The organism is Haemophilus sp. SZY H36 (assembly GCF_018829625.1).
Lineage (GTDB): Bacteria > Pseudomonadota > Gammaproteobacteria > Enterobacterales > Pasteurellaceae > Haemophilus > Haemophilus haemolyticus_K.
Window position 1 is genome coordinate 1 of record NZ_JAHKKA010000003.1, and the last position, 20,711, is coordinate 20,711.

The following is a 20,711-nucleotide window of genomic DNA, read 5'->3' on the forward strand; positions in this document are numbered from 1 at the left end:
CTACTTAAAAAGTAATTATGAATTTTCAGTTAAGCACCTATTAAGACTTCAAAATTAAAAATATTTTAAAACAAGTCAATCAACAAGTGCCCACACAGATTGTCTGATATATTGTTAAAGAGCAAAAAACAACGACGCACTTGGAAACTTAAAAACTTCACAACAGTGCGTCGTTGTGTGCGGTGCATTATAGGGATTTTCAAATCCCTTGCAAGTACTTTTTTGTAAAAATATTTAAAAAAATGATCTTTTGATGGAAATATAAACATTTTATCAAAAAGTGCAGTGAATATATTCAACTTTTTACAACTATTATTTCTTACGTAATGAAACCTCGCCACCATTAAACATCTGAATTTTATTGCCACATAATACTTTTAAATAACCGCGTTCATCTATGCCTTGTTCAATACCTAAAATAGTGCCTTGTTCAGTAAGCACATTTACTTCATTATTTGAAAACGCATTATATGATTGCCATGCTTGTTGAAATTCCTCATTAATACCATTTTGCTCAAAAGTATTTAAACGTGCATACAAATGTTGTATGAGTTTTGGTAATAAAGTTTGTCGCTCTACATCAGGATCTATTTCACATACTTCCGCATAAGGCTGACTAATTTCCGTTTGTTTTGGTAATGACACATTAATACCTACGCCAATCACTAAATTGAGCATACCATTTTTATGGTTAGCGATTTCAACCAAAATTCCACCCAACTTTCTTCCATTAAACAAAATATCATTTGGCCATTTCACCTGCACATTTAGCACCTCTGCAATCGCCAAGCCGATAACTAAACTTAAACCTTCAATTGATTTTTTAGGATCAAATGTCCAATAAAAACTAAACATAATTTGCCCAGCAAAAGGAGATAACCATTGGCGACCACGTCGACCGCGTCCTGCAGTTTGATATTCAGCCACACAAAGATCACCTTTTTTTAAGGAAGGTATATTTTGTAGTATCCATTCATTTGTAGAGGAAATAATCGGCTGATAATAGATATTATAAGGAAAAAGTGCGGTTGAAATTTGCTGAGGATTTAATAAAGGAAGACTAGGCACTAAGCAATAATTTTGGTCATCAACGACAATTTCCAAGCCTAGCTCACGTAATTGTTTAATGTCCTCTTCAATATGCAGAGAAAACTTTTCCAATTCAAACCGCACTTTCGGCTGACAATCAGCTAAATATGTCAATAAAGCGAAATTCATCATTTATTCCTTGTAGCAAATGGAGCGAAAATCATAACACAAATCCAAAATTTCGTTTTCAAAATCAAGTAAAATCTGTATAATCCCGCCGCAATATTTTTTAACTTCAACTTAGCGAGAATATTGCAATGTCATTACGCATTAAACAAGAAGCCCTTACTTTTGACGATGTTCTACTCGTCCCGGCACATTCAACTGTGCTTCCAAATACAGCCAATCTTTCAACCAAACTCACTAAAGAAATTACTTTGAATATTCCTATGCTTTCAGCAGCAATGGATACTGTGACCGAAACCAAACTTGCAATCTCTTTAGCACAAGAAGGTGGCATCGGCTTTATTCATAAAAATATGACCATTGAACGCCAAGCGGACCGTGTTCGTAAAGTAAAAAAATTCGAAAGTGGTATCGTGTCTGAACCTGTCACCGTTTCACCTGATTTATCCCTTGCAGAATTAGCAGAACTAGTGAAGAAAAACGGCTTCGCGGGCTACCCTGTTGTAGATAGTGAAAATAACCTAATCGGTATCATTACTGGACGCGACACCCGTTTCGTAAAGGATTTGAGAAAAACTGTTTCACAAGTAATGACGAAAAAAGAAGACTTGGTGACAGTAAAAGAAGGGGCGAGTCGCGAAGAAATTTTGGAATTAATGCATCAACACCGAGTTGAAAAAGTATTAGTGGTTAATGATAGTTTCAAACTTAAAGGCATGATTACCGTTAAAGACTTCCAAAAAGCAGAACAAAAACCAAATGCATGTAAAGATGAATTCGGTCGTTTACGTGTTGGTGCGGCTGTAGGTGCAGGTCCTGGTAACGAAGAACGTATTGATGCTTTAGTGAAAGCCGGCGTAGATGTACTGTTAATCGATTCATCTCACGGTCATTCAGAAGGCGTATTACAACGCGTGCGTGAAACCCGCGCGAAATACCCTAATCTTCCAATCGTGGCAGGTAACGTGGCAACCGCTGAAGGCGCAATCGCATTAGCCGATGCAGGGGCAAGTGCGGTGAAAGTAGGTATCGGCCCTGGTTCAATTTGTACAACTCGTATCGTAACCGGTGTAGGTGTTCCACAAATTACCGCTATCGCAGATGCAGCAGCAGCATTAAAAGATCGTGGTATTCCTGTAATTGCTGACGGTGGTATCCGTTTCTCTGGTGATATTGCAAAAGCTATCGCTGCAGGCGCAAGCTGTGTCATGGTTGGTTCTATGTTCGCGGGTACTGAAGAAGCACCGGGTGAAATCGAACTTTACCAAGGTCGTGCATTTAAATCTTACCGTGGTATGGGTTCATTAGGTGCGATGGCGAAAGGCTCATCAGACCGTTACTTCCAATCTGATAACGCTGCAGACAAACTCGTACCAGAAGGTATCGAAGGTCGTATTCCATACAAAGGTTACTTAAAAGAAATCATCCACCAACAAATGGGTGGCTTACGTTCATGCATGGGCTTAACTGGCTGCGCGACCATCGAAGAATTACGCACTAAAGCAGAATTCGTTCGCATCAGTGGTGCTGGTATTAAAGAAAGCCATGTTCATGACGTAACCATTACTAAAGAAGCGCCGAACTACCGTATGGGCTAACAATGAATAAAAGAGCGGTTAAATTTGCCCGCTCTTTTGAACTGTTTCAGGCAATAAAAGGAACTATAATGAAGAAATTTATATTACTGATCCCATTTATTCTATCAGCCTGCACATTACTCGGTCCAACTTATACTGGGGAAACAACTGCAGATGATTTACTAAAATATGATACGGCAAGTAACATTAACCTATTTTTCAGAGCAATCCATAATTGTACGCCTAAACAAATTCACACTCAGATCGATGATGTAAAACTAAACAACAAAACCTCCACAGTAGATTTAGTGAATGAAACTTGGACAGTAAAAGGCTGTGATAAAACTGAAATATTTCACATTAAATATATCAGCGATGGATACGGTGGAACTTACATCAACATGACAAAACAAAATTAACATAAGGCAAAAAATGACAAATATCCACAATCATAAGATCCTAATCCTCGACTTTGGTTCACAATATACTCAACTAATTGCTCGCCGTGTACGTGAAATTGGTGTGTACTGCGAACTTTGGGCTTGGGATGTAACCGAACAACAAATCCGTGAATTTGCCCCAACAGGTATCATTCTTTCCGGCGGCCCTGAAAGTACCACTGAAAAAAACAGCCCTCGTGCACCGGAATATGTGTTCAATGCAGGTGTACCGGTGCTCGGCGTTTGCTACGGTATGCAAACTATGGCGATGCAACTTGGCGGCTTAACCGAAACGTCTGAGCACAGGGAGTTCGGCTATGCTTCAGTTTCTCTTGAAAATTCCACCGCACTTTTTGCCAATCTTAATGATAACTTGACAGCAAATGAGCCGACCTTAGATGTTTGGATGAGCCATGGTGATAAAGTGACTCGTTTACCTCAAAACTTCCAAGTAACAGGGACTACCCCAACCTGCCCAATTGCCGCAATGTCTGATGAAAGCCGTCATTTCTACGGCGTACAATTCCACCCAGAAGTCACTCACACTAAAAAAGGCTTGGAATTATTAACCAACTTCGTCGTTAACATTTGTGGTTGCGAAACCAAATGGACAGCTGAAAACATTATCGAAGATGCCGTTGCTCGTATTAAAGAGCAAGTCGGTGATGATGAAGTAATTTTAGGCTTATCTGGTGGTGTGGACTCTTCTGTGGTTGCATTACTTTTACACCGTGCTATCGGTAAAAACTTACACTGCGTATTCGTGGATAACGGCTTACTCCGCTTACACGAAGGTGACCAAGTAATGGAAATGTTTGGCGATAAATTCGGCTTGAACATTACCCGTGTTGATGCTGAAAGCCGTTTCTTAGGTGAACTTGCAGGCGTATCGGATCCTGAAGCAAAACGAAAAATTATCGGTAAAGTATTCGTTGATGTATTCGATGATGAATCGAAAAAACTCACCAACGTGAAATGGTTGGCACAAGGTACGATCTACCCTGATGTCATCGAATCTGCAGCAAGCAAAACCGGTAAAGCACATGTGATTAAATCACACCACAACGTAGGTGGCTTACCAGACTATATGAAACTTGGCTTAGTTGAACCATTACGTGAATTGTTTAAAGATGAAGTACGTAAAATCGGTTTAGCATTAGGCTTGCCTGCTGCAATGATCAACCGCCATCCGTTCCCTGGCCCAGGCTTAGGCGTACGTGTATTAGGCGAAGTGAAAAAAGAATACTGCGATTTATTACGCCGTGCGGATGCAATCTTTATCGAAGAATTACGCAACAGCGGTTGGTATGAAAAAACCAGCCAAGCCTTCAGCGTATTCTTACCGGTGAAATCTGTAGGTGTAATGGGCGATGGCCGTAAATACGATTGGGTTATCTCCCTACGCGCGGTAGAAACCATCGATTTTATGACCGCACATTGGGCTCATTTGCCTTATGATTTATTAGGCAAAGTGTCTAACCGTATCATCAATGAGGTGAATGGCATTTCCCGTGTGGTGTATGACATCAGCGGAAAACCACCCGCAACGATCGAGTGGGAATAGAACCAGAATAAATAACGCCTTGTAAAACAAGGCGTTATTTTTTTAATTTAACAATATTTTCGCTGCATCTATTACCACTGAAACGGCTTTCTCTTCGGTCTCTTTCATTGTCGCTTCATTTGGAATTTCTTGTTGAGTGCGGTTTACAATCACGCCTGCAACCATTCCTGCTCGTAACCCCAATGCGCTACACATGGTAAACAATGTTGACGATTCCATTTCATAGTTCATAACATTCAAATCTTGCCACTGTTTAAGTAGTCCTTGGTAATCACGATATACTTTACCACTATAGGTATCATAACGTTCTTGACCTGGATAGAATGTATCAGATGATGCGGTCACTCCTACATAAGGTTCAATCCCTTTTGCTTTCGCTGCATTATAAAGTGCAGTTGTACATTCAAAGTTTGACACAGCCGGATATTCTAACGGTGCAAAATGGCGGCTTGCACCATCTAAGCGAACAGAAGCCGTTGTAATAAGAACATCACCCACATTAATATGTGGTTGAATTGCCCCCGTTGTACCAATACGTAAGAAAGTGCGAATGCCAAGTTGAGCTAGTTCTTCCACACAAATTGAGGTTGATGGCCCACCAATACCAGTAGAGCATACAACAACAGGTTGCCCATTAAGATAACCTAACCATGAAGTAAATTCACGCGTGCTAGCAAGAAACTTTGGATTATCAAGTTGTTTAGCAATACGCTCACTACGAGCAGGATCGCCGGGAACAATAGCGAGTGTTGCGCCTTTAAGTTGAGATTTTGTAAGATTAAGATGGAATACATCTGACATAGTAGCCTCCTTATTATTTTTATATTGTATGTTTACATGCCAAAAAAATTAAAGCAATAGCATTGAACCCCATTTGATGATATCAAAGAAGAATTTATTTTCATTCGTCGCGATACCATCAGGATTTTTCGGTGTGCCATCTTCATTTTTCTGCACTTCCACCATGCCATTTTTATATTGGCCTTTCACGACAGCCAAATCATCGCTCGCTTCATTACGTAATTTTAAACACGCCTGTTCAGTTAAAGGTTCAACATTACCCACTTCGGTACGGAATTTTTTAAACTGATAGCTTGCATAATTCATCGATTTTTCATCACCTTGAATAATCTTCACATATTGCTCACCAATAATTTTTTCCAATGGGTAGAAAAAGACATATTGTGAATGAATATAGCTATCTTCTTTAGAAAAATGCTGTTGCAAAATCCGAGTTAAATTTGGGTAAATGCATTGTTCTGCTTGCTTACTTGCAATCGCCCATTGTTTTGCATCTTGATCGGAGAGTTGGTAATCCGCCCCCGCAAATTCACCTGGGATTGCGGATTGTGAGCTACCAAACATTGAGCAGCCAGACAGCAATGCTGCCACACCTAAGGTTGCAATTAATTTCACATTTGATCCTTATAAAAGTGAGAATGCGCAAAATTCTAGCAATATCTTCACAACAGATAAAGCAGCAAATGAATTTAGTTTTCCTGATCCGAAAAACTTCCGCTATAATGACCGCACTTTTTTACGTTAATTAAAAGGAATTCTTATGCAAAATCCAAAAGATGATGTGTTATATGCGCCTGTTGAGTGGGTTGATCACAGTGAAGGCTACAGCGACATTCGCTATCATAAATCCACTGACGGTATTGCCAAAATCACGATTAACCGCCCAGAAGTTCGTAATGCGTTTCGTCCACAAACAGTGAAAGAAATGATCACTGCATTTTCTGATGCACGCTTCGATGAAAACATTGGTGTCATTGTATTAACTGGCGAAGGCGAAAAAGCATTCTGTTCTGGTGGTGACCAAAAAGTGCGTGGCGATTACGGCGGTTACAAAGATGACAGCGGCGTACATCACTTAAATGTATTAGATTTCCAACGCGATATTCGTTCTTGTCCAAAACCGGTTGTGGCAATGGTGGCAGGTTATGCAATTGGTGGTGGCCATGTATTACATATGCTTTGCGACTTAACAATTGCTGCTGAAAATGCCATTTTCGGGCAAACTGGGCCAAAGGTCGGTTCATTCGATGGTGGTTGGGGCGCAAGCTATATGGCTCGTTTAGTGGGTCAGAAAAAAGCGCGTGAAATTTGGTTCTTATGTCGTCAATATAATGCCCAAGAAGCATTAGACATGGGCTTAGTTAATACTGTTGTGCCTTACGCTGATCTTGAAAAAGAAACCGTACGTTGGTGTCGTGAAATGTTACGCAATAGCCCAATTGCAATTCGTTGTTTGAAAGCGGCATTAAATGCTGACTGTGATGGCCAAGCAGGTCTTCAAGAATTAGCAGGTAACGCAACAATGTTGTTCTACATGACTGAAGAAGGTCAAGAAGGCCGCAATGCGTTTAACGAAAAACGCGCCCCAGACTTCAGCAAATTCAGACGTAACCCTTAATTTATCGTTCTAAAGTGCGGTTAAAAATCTTCGTGAACTTTGACCGCACTTTTGTATTGGGAGCAAACATGGCTGAAAAATTATTTAATCTTTACCGTTATTCCATCCCCGTTGATAGTCAACTTATTCTGCGTGATCGTTTTTTAAAACGCCGTGAAGGCTTAATCGTAAGAGTGAGTTGCAGCCGAGACGGTTGGGGAGAAATCGCCCCGCTACCAGGTTTTAGCGAAGAAACCTTAGACCAAGCTCAAGAACAAGCAATTGAATGGCTAACGACATGGTGCAATGCCAGCTGCGATGCACCTCGCGTACCATTAGATGGCACCTATCCCTCCGTTGCTTTTGGTATCAGTTGCGCAATGGATGAAATGAAAGGTTATTTACAAGCTGAAGGCAATTATCATACGGCACCACTTTGTTGTGGCGATCCAGATGAACTGTACGCCAAACTTGCGAGCATAGAAGGCGAAAAAGTGGCAAAGATGAAAGTGGGCATATACGAAGCCAATCGCGATGGATTAATTGCCGATATGTTTTTAGAAGCCATTCCTGATTTACAATTACGACTTGATGCAAACCGCCATTGGTCGTTAGAAAAAGCGTTACAATTTGCCGATAAAGTCAAACCGCAGCATAGAAAACGTATTCAATTTTTAGAAGAACCTTGTAAAACACAAGCACTCAGCCGTGAATTTGCAGCGCAAACTGACATTGCGATTGCATGGGATGAATCCGTTCGAGAGCCTAATTTTTGCCTGAAAAAAGAACCGAACTTATCGGCTGTCGTAATCAAACCCACTTTAATTGGTTCAATTCAACGTTGTACTGAACTCATTAACCAAGCTCATTCGTTAGGTCTAAAAGCGGTTATTAGTTCAAGTATCGAAAGCAGTTTAGGGCTCTCTCAGCTTGCGCGAATTGCACAACAATACACCCCGAATGTAACGCCAGGCTTAGACACGTTAGATTTGATGGAATATCAAGTGCTACGCGCTTGGCCGGGTTCTGATTTACCTATTGTGAATTTAGAATCTGAATTTATCACTAAAATTATCTGATTCGACCACCAAAAATCGAAAAACCAGTATAATGCGCCACACAAAAAGGATTAAAAATGTCGCAAACACACAGAATTTTGCTGTTAAATGGCCCGAACTTAAATATGTTGGGGGCTCGCGAGCCAAAACATTATGGCAGTATTTCTCTTGCATCCATTGAAGAGAAAATACAAACTTTAGCTACTCAGCACAATGTAAAAGTGGAATGTTTTCAAGCCAATAGTGAAGAAAAATTAATTAATAAGATCCACGAAAGTTTTCATCAAGTCGATTTTATTTTAATCAATCCTGCTGCTTACACCCATACCAGTGTGGCATTGCGCGATGCACTTTTAGCCGTTTCAATTCCTTTTGTGGAGATTCATTTATCCAACATGCATAAACGTGAACCATTTCGTCATCATTCTTATTTTAGCGATGTGGCTGAAGGTGTTATTTGCGGTTTGGGCGCAAAAGGTTACGAGTTTGCCTTTTTATTTGCTATCGATTACCTTTCTAAAAAATAAGAAAATCGAGCATTTTTGGCGAAATTCACAGAATTTTATCGCAAATTTGCAAAATTTAAGGTAATCTTTGCAACATAAAAATAAGTTTATTCATAACCGCACTTTTTCGTCTAAAAGTGCGGTTAAAATTTCAATCTTTTTAGGAAGAACGTATGGACATTCGTAAAATCAAAAAATTAATCGAATTAGTAGAAGAATCTGGCATTACTGAATTAGAAGTGCAAGAAGAAGAAGGTACAGTACGTATTAGCCGTGCAGCGCCAGCAGTTGCTCCAGCAGCAGTTCAATACGCTGCAGCGCCAGTAGTAGCACCAACTCCAGCTGCTGCGCCAGCTCAAGCGCCTGCAGCTGCGACACCAGCACCAGCCGCATCTGATGAATTATCAGGCCATCTTGTACGTTCACCAATGGTGGGAACGTTCTATCGCAGTCCAAGCCCAGAAGCAAAAGCATTTGTTGAAGTGGGTCAATCTGTGAAAGTTGGCGACGCGCTTTGTATCGTTGAAGCAATGAAAATGATGAACCGCATTGAAGCGGACAAAGCTGGCGTAGTAAAAGCAATTCTTATCAACGACGGGGACGCTGTTGAATTCGACGAACCATTAATCGTTATTGAATAATTTCCAATATTTTCGTCGGGCGGACTTTAGTCCGCCTATTTCATATACAAACAATTAGAGCGAATTTATCGTAGGCAATATAAATTGAAATCTGTGCAGACCAAATTTTATAGGGAGAACAATATTTCAATAACCTACATAAAAATTCACGTCTATCTGACTAAACGGACTCTTTTATGTTAGAAAAAGTTGTGATTGCTAACCGCGGTGAAATTGCACTACGCATTTTACGTGCTTGTAAAGAATTAGGTATTAAAACTGTGGCGGTTCACTCCACTGCCGATCGTGATTTAAAACACGTTTTACTTGCTGATGAAACCGTTTGTATCGGTCCAGCACCTTCCGCAAAAAGTTATTTAAATATTCCAGCTATCATTGCTGCCGCCGAAGTAACAGGCGCAGATGCAATTCATCCAGGATACGGTTTTTTATCTGAAAATGCTGATTTTGCTGAACAAGTTGAACGCTCAGGTTTCACTTTCATCGGCCCAACTGCGGATGTCATCCGTTTAATGGGCGATAAAGTTTCAGCTATTAAAGCGATGAAAAAAGCAGGCGTGCCTTGTGTACCTGGTTCTGATGGCCCTGTAGGTAACGACATTGCTAAAAATAAAGAAATTGCTAAACGTATTGGCTATCCAATCATCATCAAAGCATCCGGCGGTGGTGGCGGCCGAGGAATGCGTGTCGTTCGTGGCGAAGACGCATTAGAAGAATCTATCGCGATGACCAAAGCCGAAGCGAAAGCCGCATTCAACAATGATATGGTCTATATGGAAAAATACTTAGAAAATCCACGTCACGTGGAAATTCAAGTATTAGCAGATACTCATGGCAATGCAGTTTATTTGGCTGAACGTGACTGCTCAATGCAGCGTCGTCACCAAAAAGTGGTGGAAGAAGCACCAGCTCCAGGTATCACAGAAGAAGTTCGCCGCGATATCGGCTCACGCTGTGCAAAAGCTTGCGTAGAAATCGGCTATCGCGGAGCAGGTACGTTTGAATTCTTATATGAAAATGGCAAATTCTATTTCATTGAAATGAATACTCGTATTCAAGTGGAACACCCTGTAACTGAAATGATTACAGGTGTAGATTTAGTGAAAGAGCAATTACGCATTGCAGCAGGCTTACCTATTTCCTTTAAGCAAGAAGACATCAAGGTTAAAGGCCATGCAATGGAATGCCGTATTAATGCAGAAGATCCAAAAACATTCTTACCGTCTCCGGGGAAAGTAAATCACTTACATTCGCCTGGCGGCTTAGGCGTTCGTTGGGATTCTCATGTTTATGGTGGCTATACAGTACCTCCACATTATGATTCTATGATCGCAAAACTTATCACTTATGGTGATACGCGTGAAGTTGCAATCCGTCGTATGCAAAATGCATTATCTGAAACAATTATTGATGGTATCAAGACCAACATCCCACTTCATGAATTAATTCTTGAAGATGAAAATTTCCAAAAAGGGGGAACAAACATCCACTATTTGGAGAAAAAATTAGGTATGCATGAATAATTAAATTTTAAATGGCTAACAGGTGTTAGCCATTTTCTTATTGATTTTATAGACTTTTATTATAAAAAATAACAATTATATAGATAGTTTATTAAGACAATGAATAGTTTTTTCTATATAATCCCCTATTAGTTATTTTAGGAGAAATTATGAACATCAATTTAAAAAAATTTAGTTTAACGATACTTGCCGCCCTAACATTAACGGCTTGTGGAAGCGGTGGTGGATCATCAGCACCAAGCACTCCTGCTCCTCAACCAAGTACTCCAGCAGCTCAACCAAGTACTCCGGCTACTCAACCAAGTGCTCCAGCTGCTCAACCAAGTACTCCTGCAGCTCAACCAAGCACTCCTGCAGCTCAACCAAGCACTCCAGCAGCTCAACCAAGCACTCCAGCAGCTCAACCATCAGAACAAGCTGTTCTAGAAATGCCTGAGCGTTCACCGACTAATACAGGTTTAGTCTTTTCTATAAAAACAGAAAGTGAGGAAGATAGTGTAGGACAAATTAACACAATTAACAATGAACAAGAGCTATCTAATAGAACTTTAACCAGCATTGATGTTGATGGAAAAAATATCCCTATTGATTTTAAATTTGAACTCAATGAAGATTGGACAAAGGAGGGGGAATTTATTGAGGAACGCAATTTATCACCGCATATTTGTTGTGGGAAATATACTCATGTACGCTTTGGTGCAATCGCAAATCACTCAAACGGACAAAATGATATTCTTTTTTATAATGGAATCCCTTCTGAAAATGTTCCAAATTCTAATCCAAAATCTGGTCCTGTATCTTACATAGGTGAAAGTGTAATGGCATATAAAGGAACTGGGAGTTATAGAAGAGGAACATCTAAATTTACCGTTGATTTTGAAAAGAAAAAATTACATGGAAGTTTAAATGGAAATATCTACCAACATGACAGACTAAATGATGTCGAAATTAAGATTGATGCTCAAATTTCAGGTAATCAATTCTACGGTACAGCAAAATCATCCTCTTTAGATTCAAAAGGTATCACAGAAGGTAAATTTTACGGCGATGGTGCTAAAGAACTAGGTGGAATGGTGAAAGCTAAAGATAATTCTTGGGCTGGAGCCTACGGCGCAAAAGCACAGTAATAAATTGTTTTATCATTTAAAGCAAGCTCAAGCTTGCTTTATTTCCCAATAAGGATAAAAATGAGTATACAAACTAAATTTAGTTTATGTCTCACCGTCGCATTATTTTTAGCGTCAAATTCTATTGCTGTAGAAAAATATCCTCTGCCACATGATGGGCGTTTAGATGAACAGCTACATTTGGCTAAACCAAATTTACCACAAAAAACAACCGTACTTTTGACGAATAATAATCCATCAAAATTATCGATTACAAAAGAAGAATTAGCCAAACACCCAGATTTGATTATTCGCGGTCTTATCCCTGCAGTATTACAAAATAATGGCGAGGCGGTACAGCTTTTATTGCCTCTATATCACCCCCTTCCTAAAAAAGATCCGTTCTTGTTAGAATGGGCGGAAGCAATTGACTTACGAGAAAAAGAGCATTTTTCTGATTCCGTTAAAGCCTACCGACACTTATTTTCACAAAAAACTGATCTTTTACCTTTACGCTATCAATTAGCTCAAGCCTTGTTTCTGAATAATGATAACGAGGCGGCAAAAGATCAATTTCAAAAGTTAAGAGCAGAGCAAGTTTCCCCTGATTCTGTAAAAATAATTGAACAATATCTTTCTGCATTGAACCAACGAGATCAATGGAAAATTCAAGGTGGATTTAGTTTTTTAAATGAAAGTAATATCAATAATGCGCCAAAAGCAGGCACAAAAATTGGCAACTGGACTGCTTGGGAAAAAGAAAGTGCCAGAGGATTTTCGTATTTTGGGAATGCTGAAAAGAAATGGTCATTACCTCACAACTACTTTACAAAATTGTCCTTGGAGGGTAGTGGGAAATATTATTGGGATAACAAGAAATATAATGAATTTAACGCGAGAGCTGGTGTGGGTCTTGGATACCAAACTGCACGATTTGAACTCTCATTAATGCCATTTACTGAGAAGCGTTGGTATGCGGGCGGCTCATCTGGCGGAAATGCGATGAAACAATACTCTAAAAATTCAGGTGCTAGATTGGATTTATCCAATTGGATAAATGAAAAATGGCAAATTTCGACCGCACTTGAGTATGGTGAACAACGCTATGAAACTCGTAAACATCTCAATGGAAATAACTATCTAGCTTCCGCTACACTACTTTACCTTGCGAAAAGTGGACAGTATTGGTTTGGTGGCGTTGATTATAATCGCGAAAATACTCGAGATTTAGATAACGCTTATCAACGAAAAAATGTCCGATTAGGATGGGGACAAGAATGGAAAGCGGGTATATCAACTCGTTTAATCCTAAATTATGCACAACGTGCCTATAAAGAAAAAGATCTTATTGGTATTCGCCAGAAAAATAAGGAATATGCATCAGTATTTACTATTTGGCATAGAAACTTTCATATCTGGGGAATCACACCGAAATTATCTTGGTCGTATCAAAAGGTAACCAGTAATCATCCTTTTTATGAATATGACAAAAATCGAATTTACTTAGAAATCAGCAAAACATTTTGAATTATTCAAAAAAGTTGTAAGATTGGCAAACATAAGGGGCGTATGAAATATACGCCCTTTATACCATTCAAAAATATACTTTCACTTATAAAAATTTTAAGGAAGAAACATGACATTAAAACAACGTTATCAACAAGCTGCCAAGGAAGCTAGTTGGGCATTAGGCCTATCTATTTTATATGTGATAGGTTGGTGCTTATGTGCTTATTTGCCTAAAGAAACTCAAGGGCCGATTGGTTTCCCTCTCTGGTTCGAGCTCTCTTGTATTTATTTGCCTATTCTATTTATTGTAATTGGCCATTGGATTATCAAAATTATTTATCAAGATATCTCTCTTGAAATCAAGGATGAGGAGAATCAAAAATGAATTTAGGTATTATTCTCCCTTTAATTATTTATCTTGCATTTATATTTGGTGCTGCGATTTTAGCTTATGTAAAACGTACAAAAGGCGATTTCCTAACGGAATATTATGTAGGTAACCGCTCGATGACGGGTTTTGTGCTCGCAATGACAACCGCATCAACTTATGCCAGTGCAAGTTCTTTTGTCGGAGGGCCTGGTGCAGCTTATAAATACGGATTAGGCTGGGTATTACTAGCGATGATTCAAGTCCCTGCTGTGTGGCTCGCATTAGGTGCATTAGGTAAAAAATTCGCGCTATTATCAAGAGAAACCAATGCGTTAACGATTAACGATCTGTTCCTTTATCGTTATAAAAACAAATATTTAGTCTGGCTATCAAGCCTTGCCCTTCTTCTCGCATTTTTTGCAGCCATGACTGTGCAATTTATTGGTGGTGCACGTTTATTAGAAACGACCATTGGCATTTCTTATACTCAAGCATTGCTCTTATTTGCTTTAACGGTAGGTATCTATACATTTATCGGGGGATTCCGTGCTGTCGTACTCACGGATACCATTCAAGGTACCGTCATGATTTTAGGTACCATTATTCTCCTTGTAGGAACCATTTATGCGCTCGGCGGTGTAGAAAGTGCGGTTAATAAATTAACAGAAATCGATCCTGCGTTAGTCACACCTTACGGGCCAAATGGAATGTTAGATTTTCAATTTATGGCTTCCTTCTGGGTACTCGTCTGTTTCGGGGTCGTCGGTCTTCCACATACTGCTGTTCGATGCATGGCATTTAAAGATAGCAAAGCCTTACATAGAGGCATGCTGATAGGAACAATTGTTCTTTCCATCATTATGTTCGGTATGCACTTAGCCGGTGCACTTGGTCGTGCAGTTATTCCAAATTTAACGGTATCGGATCAAGTGATTCCAACTTTAATGCTAAAAGTATTACCGCCTATTATTGCCGGTATTTTCTTAGCCGCACCAATGTCAGCAATTATGTCCACTATTGATGCGCAACTTATTCAATCTTCTTCTATTTTTGTAAAAGATTTATACCTTTCTACGAAACCAGAAGCTGCAAAAAATGAGAAAAAAGTCAGTTATTTTTCATCTATTATCACGCTGATTTTGACCGCACTTTTAATCTTTGCCGCCCTCAATCCACCAGATATGATTATTTGGTTAAACCTATTTGCCTTTGGCGGACTAGAAGCCGCATTTTTATGGGTGATTGTGCTGGGTATTTACTGGGATAAAGCAAATGCTTATGGCGCGTTAAGCTCAATGATTATCGGCTTGGGAAGTTATATCTTGCTCACTCAACTTGGCATAAAATTATTGAATTTCCATCAAATCGTGCCGTCATTAGTATTTGGATTGATTGCATTTTTAGTAGGTAATAAATTGGGCGAACGTCGTATTGAAAAAACTCAATTAAAAGTTACCGCACTTTAACCATTAATCAATATGCTGTCACCTTCTTCTAAATGAGAGGAAGGTGATATTTAATTTTCTCACTTTCAGCAATTTCTACGCTAAAACATAGAATTGGAACAATTCACAGGGATACATCAATGCTCTATCAAATTCTCGCGCTACTTATTTGGAGCAGTTCATTAATCGTCGGTAAGCTCACTTATTCGATGATGGATCCTGTGCTTGTTGTGCAAGTGCGGTTAATTATTGCAATGATTATTGTCATGCCACTCTTTTTACGTCGTTGGAAAAAAATTGATAAACCAATACGTAAACAGCTTTGGTGGTTGGCATTCTTTAACTATACCGCCGTATTTTTATTGCAATTCATCGGACTAAAATATACATCTGCGTCCAGTGCAGTCACCATGATTGGGCTAGAACCGCTGCTCGTTGTATTTGTCGGGCATTTCTTCTTTAAAGACAAAGCAAAATGGTTTCACTGGCTATTCGGCGCAATGGCATTTATTGGCGTGGCGATTTTAATCAATGGTGGAAAAAATAATGAAGGCATTGATAACATCAGTTTATTCGGCTGTTTATTAGTGCTAAGTGCGGGGATCATTTTCGCTGCCGTGTTACGTTGGACGCAGCGAGTTGTAGCCAAAGTCTCAACGCAAGCTTATACCTCCGTCAGCATTGTACTTGGCACCATCACGACGTTGCCATTTACGGTATTACTCACAGAAAACTGGCAAATATCATTAAATTCCACAGGTATTGCAGGTTTATTATATCTTGCCATTGGCTGTAGCTGGCTTGCCTATTGGTTATGGAATAAAGGCCTTAATAATGTGGATGCCAATATCTCCGGTATTTTAGTCGCACTTGAGCCACTATTCGGCATCTTATTTGCCGTATCATTACTTGGCGAAACACTATCATTTTCAGCCGCACTTGGTATAACAATCATCATGCTCGCTACACTTGGCTCGACTTTACTGCCGAAACTTTTGAAAAAATCGGTATAATACGCCCCATTTTATGAAATAAAGGAAAAAACAAATGGCTTGGATTCAAATTCGCCTAAATAGTACCAATGAAAAAGCAGAACAAATGAGTGATTTTTTAGAAGAAATCGGCTCCGTTTCTGTGACTTTTATGGATAGTCAAGATACACCGATTTTCGAGCCTTTGCCTGGTGAAACTCGTTTATGGGGCAACACCGATGTTATTGCATTATTTGATGCAGAAACAGATATGGCAGAAATCGTCCGCTTATTAAAAGAAGCAAAATACTTAGATAACAATACGGCATACAAAATTGAACAAATAGAAGACAAAGACTGGGAGCGCGAGTGGATGGATAACTTCCACCCAATGCAATTTGGTAAGCGTTTGTGGATTTGTCCAAGTTGGCGTGATGTACCTGATGAAAATGCCGTCAATGTTATGCTCGACCCAGGCTTAGCGTTTGGTACAGGTACTCATCCTACAACCGCGCTATGTTTAGAATGGCTAGATGGCCTAGATTTAAAAGATAAAACCGTCATTGATTTTGGTTGTGGTTCAGGTATTTTAGCCATTGCTGCATTAAAACTTGGTGCGAAAAGTGCAGTGGGAATTGATATCGATCCACAAGCGATTCTAGCTAGTCGTAATAATGCCGAGCAGAATGGCGTAGCTGATCGCCTACAACTGTTCTTATCTGATGAAAAACCCGCTAATTTAAAAGCAGATGTCGTGGTGGCAAATATTCTTGCTGGCCCGCTCAAAGAACTTTACCCAATCATTAGTCAACTTGTTAAACCGAATGGCGATCTTGGTTTATCGGGCATTTTAGAAACTCAAGCTCAATCCGTATGCGACGCCTATACGCAAACATTTGCGTTAGAGCCAGTCGCAGTGAGAGAAGAATGGTGCCGAATTACGGGTAAGCTAAAAACGCTTTAATTTCTTTTTGTCAATCAAAAAAAGTGTATTTTTTAAACAAATTTCACTTTGCAAAGTAAGGCAAAATGCGTATTATAGCCAGCCTTGTCGGTCGTCGACCAGTTCGACACTAATTAGATTTAGGCTTGCTAGGAAGGTAACGTAAAATGCGAATCGGTTCATACCAATTAAAAAATCGTGTTTTACTTGCACCAATGGCAGGCATTACCGACCAGCCTTTCCGTCGTCTTTGTGCATATTATGGTGCTGGGCTCACATTTTCAGAAATGATGTCCACAAATCCGCAAGTTTGGCATACCGAAAAATCCAAATTGCGTTTGGCACATAGCGAAGATTTAGGTCTCAATGCCGTGCAAATTGCAGGTAGTGATCCACTCGAGATGGCGCAAGCTGCGGCTATCAACGTGGAATATGGCGCTCAAATCATTGACATTAATATGGGGTGTCCTGCCAAAAAAGTAAATCGCAAACTCGCAGGCTCTGCGTTGTTGCAATTTCCTGATCTCGTAGAAAAAATTCTGCGTGAAGTGGTGGCTGCCGTGAATGTGCCGGTGACCTTAAAAATTCGTACAGGCTGGGATAAATCTAATCGAAACTGCGTTCAAATCGGCAAAATTGCAGAACAATGTGGCATACAAGCATTAACGGTGCATGGTCGTACACGCGCTTGTCTTTTTGAAGGCGAAGCGGAATATGACAACATCAAAGCCGTTAAACAAGCGATTGCCATACCGGTTATAGCCAATGGTGATATTGATTCTGCTCGGAAAGCAAAATTCGTTCTCGATTATACCGGAGCGGATGCCATTATGATCGGTCGTGCTGCGCTAGGTAACCCTTGGCTATTTCAAGCTGTGGAAAACCTAATTGAGCATGACTCGATAAGCCAAATGCCAAGTTTAAACGAAAAGTGCGGTCAAATTTTGCGTCATATTCAAGAATTACATCAATTCTATGGCGAACAAAAAGGCTATCGCATTGCGCGTAAACACGTGGCTTGGTATTTACAGGGAATTCAACCTGATTCCGTTTTTAAACAGACTTTTAATGCAATTAGTGATCCAAAAGAGCAACTTATTGTATTGGAAGATTTTTTCAATTTAATTTTGGATAAAGAAAAATGTTAGAACAACAACGTAATCCTGCTGAAGCCTTAACGGTATCAGTATTAAATGCGCAATCACAAGTGACCAACAAACCATTACGCGATTCAGTAAAACAAGCATTGCGTAATTATTTAGCGCAATTAGATGGTCAAGATGTGAATGATCTTTACGAATTAGTATTAGCGGAAGTTGAACACCCGATGTTAGATATGATTATGCAATATACTCGCGGTAATCAAACCCGTGCAGCAAATATGCTTGGTATCAACCGTGGTACATTACGTAAAAAACTAAAAAAATACGGTATGGGCTAAGTTATACTTTTTTAGATAGCAAAGGGCGAACATTTTAATGTTCGCCCTTTTCATTCAATCATGATAAAGCACAAGCTATAACCTGTGCTTTAAATTTATCTTAAAATCAACCGCACTTTATTCTACGGTGACGGATTTCGCTAAGTTACGAGGTTGATCTACGTCAGTACCTTTAATTAAAGCCACATGATAAGAAAGCAACTGCATTGGGATGGTATAAAAAATCGGTGCAACGATATCATTGACTTTCGGCATCGTGATGATTTTCATTCCTTCACTTGGTGTAAAGCCCGCTTCTTTATCGGCAAATACGTATAATTGGCCACCACGAGCACGAACCTCTTCAATGTTCGATTTTACTTTCTCTAATAATTCATTATTTGGCGCCACAACAATTACCGGCATATCGGCATCAATCAACGCTAATGGACCATGTTTCAATTCTCCAGCCGCATACGCTTCAGCATGAATATAAGAAATCTCTTTCAATTTCAAAGAGGCCTCTACAGCAATTGGATAAAATGCACCACGACCTAAGAAAAGTGCATGATGTTTTTCAGCAAAATCTTCAGCCAATGCTTCAATGTCTGTATCAAAAACTAACGCTTTTTCAATTTCAGCAGGTAAAGATTGCATTGCTTTGATAATCTCTTGCTCTTTTTCTGCAGAAATATGACCTTTAACTTTACCAAGTGCCGTCACCAACATTAATAACGCAGCGAGCTGCGTCGTAAATGCTTTTGTTGATGCCACCCCAACTTCAACACCAGCACGCGTCATAAATGCAAGATCTGATTCGCGTACTAGCGAAGATCCAGCAACATTACAAATTGTTAATGCCGCCATGTAGCCCTTTTCTTTCGCTAAACGAAGTGCGGCTAAAGTATCTGCTGTTTCGCCAGATTGAGAAAGTGTAATCAATAAGCTATTTGGACGGGTAACAAATTTGCGGTAACGAAACTCTGATGCAATTTCAACATCACAGCTCACTCCAGCCAAAGATTCAAACCAATAACGAGCCACCATACCTGCATTATAGGATGTACCACAAGCAACAATTTGAATATGCTCAACTTTTTCTAAAATGCCTTTTGCACCATTGCCAATTGAATCAACAATCACATTTTTATGATTGATACGCCCTTCCATTGTATTGATAAGTGCAGTTGGCTGTTCGTAAATTTCTTTCTGCATAAAATGACGGAATTTACCTTTCTCTGCCGCGTCATTTTCAAGATTAGATTCGTGAACTTCACGATCAACTTTATTGCCGTAAGTATCATAAATATCAACTGTACGACGTGTAATCTCTGCAATATCCCCTTCTTCTAAAAAGATAAAACGACGGGTAACACTTAAAAGCGCAAGTTGATCTGAAGCTAAGAAATTTTCACCAATACCTAAACCAATCACTAGCGGACTACCAGAGCGAGCTGCAACTAAATTTTCAGGATGGCGACTATCCATTACTACCATACCATATGCGCCCGTGAGTTGTTTTACTGTTTTTTGCACAGCTTCTAAAAGTGAATCCGTGCTACGCATTTCCCATTCGACGAGATGAGCAATTACTTCAGTATCTGTTTGTGATAAAAATACATAACCACGAGATTTTAGTAATTCTCGAAGTTCTTCATGATTTTCAATAATACCATTATGTACTATGGCAAAGGTACCTGACACATGTGGATGAGCATTTGTTTCCGATGGCTCACCATGCGTTGCCCAACGAGTATGCGCAATCCCTGAACCACCAATCAATGGTTTCTCGGATACAGCCTCGTCTAAGGCCTTAACTTTACCTAAGCAGCGCACACGTTGTAATTCATGATTTTCATTTACCACTGCTACGCCTGCAGAATCATAACCACGATATTCTAAACGATGTAAACCATTAATTAAGATTTCCGCTACATCACGTTGCGCTACCGCGCCGACAATACCACACATAAGCTTTCCTTATTGTTCATTAAATAAAAAATACGTCTAATTTTTAACCGCACT

At 39.6% G+C, this 20,711-nt stretch carries 20 protein-coding genes; 16 read left to right on the top strand and 4 right to left on the bottom strand.

What is annotated here, in order from left to right; all coding sequences use genetic code 11:
• Window positions 1-312: 312 nt before the first annotated feature.
• A complete protein-coding gene (gene birA, locus KP713_RS05970) occupies window positions 313-1,218 on the bottom strand; it encodes a bifunctional biotin--[acetyl-CoA-carboxylase] ligase/biotin operon repressor BirA (protein ID WP_181154015.1) in 906 nt (301 codons plus the stop codon).
• A gap of 128 nt (window positions 1,219-1,346) precedes the next feature.
• Between birA and guaB the strand changes: the two genes are divergently transcribed.
• From guaB to guaA, 3 genes are all read left to right on the top strand, one after another.
• Window positions 1,347-2,813 (top strand): IMP dehydrogenase, encoded by a 1,467-nt coding sequence (guaB, locus tag KP713_RS05975; RefSeq protein WP_140527345.1) that lies wholly within the window; start codon window positions 1,347-1,349, stop codon window positions 2,811-2,813.
• Window positions 2,814-2,881: 68 nt separating this feature from the next.
• Window positions 2,882-3,211 (top strand): hypothetical protein, encoded by a 330-nt coding sequence (locus KP713_RS05980; RefSeq protein WP_140527346.1) that lies wholly within the window; start codon window positions 2,882-2,884, stop codon window positions 3,209-3,211.
• Between the two features lie 13 nt (window positions 3,212-3,224).
• On the top strand, window positions 3,225-4,796 hold the full coding sequence (gene guaA / locus KP713_RS05985; RefSeq protein ID WP_215768024.1) for a glutamine-hydrolyzing GMP synthase: 1,572 nt from the start codon (window positions 3,225-3,227) through the stop codon (window positions 4,794-4,796).
• 42 nt (window positions 4,797-4,838) lie between these two features.
• Here guaA and udp read toward each other — a convergent pair whose 3' ends face one another.
• Both udp and KP713_RS05995 read right to left on the bottom strand, forming a co-directional pair.
• Window positions 4,839-5,597 (bottom strand): uridine phosphorylase, encoded by a 759-nt coding sequence (gene udp, locus KP713_RS05990; protein WP_215770133.1) that lies wholly within the window; start codon window positions 5,595-5,597, stop codon window positions 4,839-4,841.
• Window positions 5,598-5,645: 48 nt separating this feature from the next.
• Window positions 5,646-6,212 (bottom strand): DUF5358 domain-containing protein, encoded by a 567-nt coding sequence (locus tag KP713_RS05995; RefSeq protein WP_215770134.1) that lies wholly within the window; start codon window positions 6,210-6,212, stop codon window positions 5,646-5,648.
• A gap of 145 nt (window positions 6,213-6,357) precedes the next feature.
• Between KP713_RS05995 and menB the strand changes: the two genes are divergently transcribed.
• The 13 genes from menB (at window position 6,358) to fis (ending at window position 18,707) form a co-directional block, all read left to right on the top strand.
• Window positions 6,358-7,215 carry a 1,4-dihydroxy-2-naphthoyl-CoA synthase gene (menB, locus tag KP713_RS06000; RefSeq protein WP_005630980.1) on the top strand — a complete coding sequence of 286 codons (858 nt, stop codon included), beginning with the start codon at window positions 6,358-6,360 and terminating at the stop codon, window positions 7,213-7,215.
• A 68-nt stretch (window positions 7,216-7,283) separates the two neighbouring features.
• Window positions 7,284-8,273, top strand: coding sequence for an o-succinylbenzoate synthase (gene menC, locus KP713_RS06005; RefSeq protein ID WP_215770135.1), 990 nt, complete (start codon window positions 7,284-7,286; stop codon window positions 8,271-8,273).
• A 56-nt stretch (window positions 8,274-8,329) separates the two neighbouring features.
• Window positions 8,330-8,779, top strand: a complete 450-nt coding sequence (aroQ, locus tag KP713_RS06010) for a type II 3-dehydroquinate dehydratase (RefSeq protein WP_215770136.1) — start codon at window positions 8,330-8,332, stop codon at window positions 8,777-8,779.
• 152 nt (window positions 8,780-8,931) lie between these two features.
• Entirely contained in the window at window positions 8,932-9,399 is a 468-nt protein-coding gene (gene accB / locus KP713_RS06015; protein WP_105899043.1) for an acetyl-CoA carboxylase biotin carboxyl carrier protein, read from the top strand.
• Between the two features lie 176 nt (window positions 9,400-9,575).
• Window positions 9,576-10,922 carry an acetyl-CoA carboxylase biotin carboxylase subunit gene (accC, locus tag KP713_RS06020; RefSeq protein ID WP_215770137.1) on the top strand — a complete coding sequence of 449 codons (1,347 nt, stop codon included), beginning with the start codon at window positions 9,576-9,578 and terminating at the stop codon, window positions 10,920-10,922.
• A 149-nt stretch (window positions 10,923-11,071) separates the two neighbouring features.
• The gene (locus tag KP713_RS06025; protein WP_215770138.1) at window positions 11,072-12,049 is read left to right on the top strand and encodes a Slam-dependent surface lipoprotein; all 978 of its coding nucleotides are present in this window, start codon (window positions 11,072-11,074) and stop codon (window positions 12,047-12,049) included.
• Between the two features lie 60 nt (window positions 12,050-12,109).
• On the top strand, window positions 12,110-13,555 hold the full coding sequence (locus KP713_RS06030; protein ID WP_215770139.1) for a surface lipoprotein assembly modifier: 1,446 nt from the start codon (window positions 12,110-12,112) through the stop codon (window positions 13,553-13,555).
• A gap of 109 nt (window positions 13,556-13,664) precedes the next feature.
• Window positions 13,665-13,922: a YhdT family protein gene (locus KP713_RS06035; protein ID WP_005634512.1), complete on the top strand. Its 258-nt coding sequence runs from the start codon at window positions 13,665-13,667 to the stop codon at window positions 13,920-13,922.
• On the top strand, window positions 13,919-15,373 hold the full coding sequence (gene panF / locus KP713_RS06040; protein WP_215770140.1) for a sodium/pantothenate symporter: 1,455 nt from the start codon (window positions 13,919-13,921) through the stop codon (window positions 15,371-15,373). Before KP713_RS06035 ends, panF begins: the two co-directional genes overlap by 4 nt.
• Before the next feature lie 119 nt (window positions 15,374-15,492).
• The gene (locus KP713_RS06045) at window positions 15,493-16,365 is read left to right on the top strand and encodes a DMT family transporter (protein ID WP_215770141.1); all 873 of its coding nucleotides are present in this window, start codon (window positions 15,493-15,495) and stop codon (window positions 16,363-16,365) included.
• 34 nt (window positions 16,366-16,399) lie between these two features.
• On the top strand, window positions 16,400-17,287 hold the full coding sequence (gene prmA / locus KP713_RS06050) for a 50S ribosomal protein L11 methyltransferase (protein WP_215770142.1): 888 nt from the start codon (window positions 16,400-16,402) through the stop codon (window positions 17,285-17,287).
• 146 nt (window positions 17,288-17,433) lie between these two features.
• Window positions 17,434-18,414: a tRNA dihydrouridine synthase DusB gene (gene dusB, locus KP713_RS06055; protein ID WP_215770143.1), complete on the top strand. Its 981-nt coding sequence runs from the start codon at window positions 17,434-17,436 to the stop codon at window positions 18,412-18,414.
• Entirely contained in the window at window positions 18,408-18,707 is a 300-nt protein-coding gene (gene fis / locus KP713_RS06060) for a DNA-binding transcriptional regulator Fis (protein WP_009500196.1), read from the top strand. Before dusB ends, fis begins: the two co-directional genes overlap by 7 nt.
• Before the next feature lie 117 nt (window positions 18,708-18,824).
• Here the strand turns inward: fis and glmS are convergent, their stop codons facing one another.
• On the bottom strand, window positions 18,825-20,657 hold the full coding sequence (gene glmS, locus KP713_RS06065; RefSeq protein WP_215770144.1) for a glutamine--fructose-6-phosphate transaminase (isomerizing): 1,833 nt from the start codon (window positions 20,655-20,657) through the stop codon (window positions 18,825-18,827).
• Window positions 20,658-20,711: the final 54 nt, after the last annotated feature.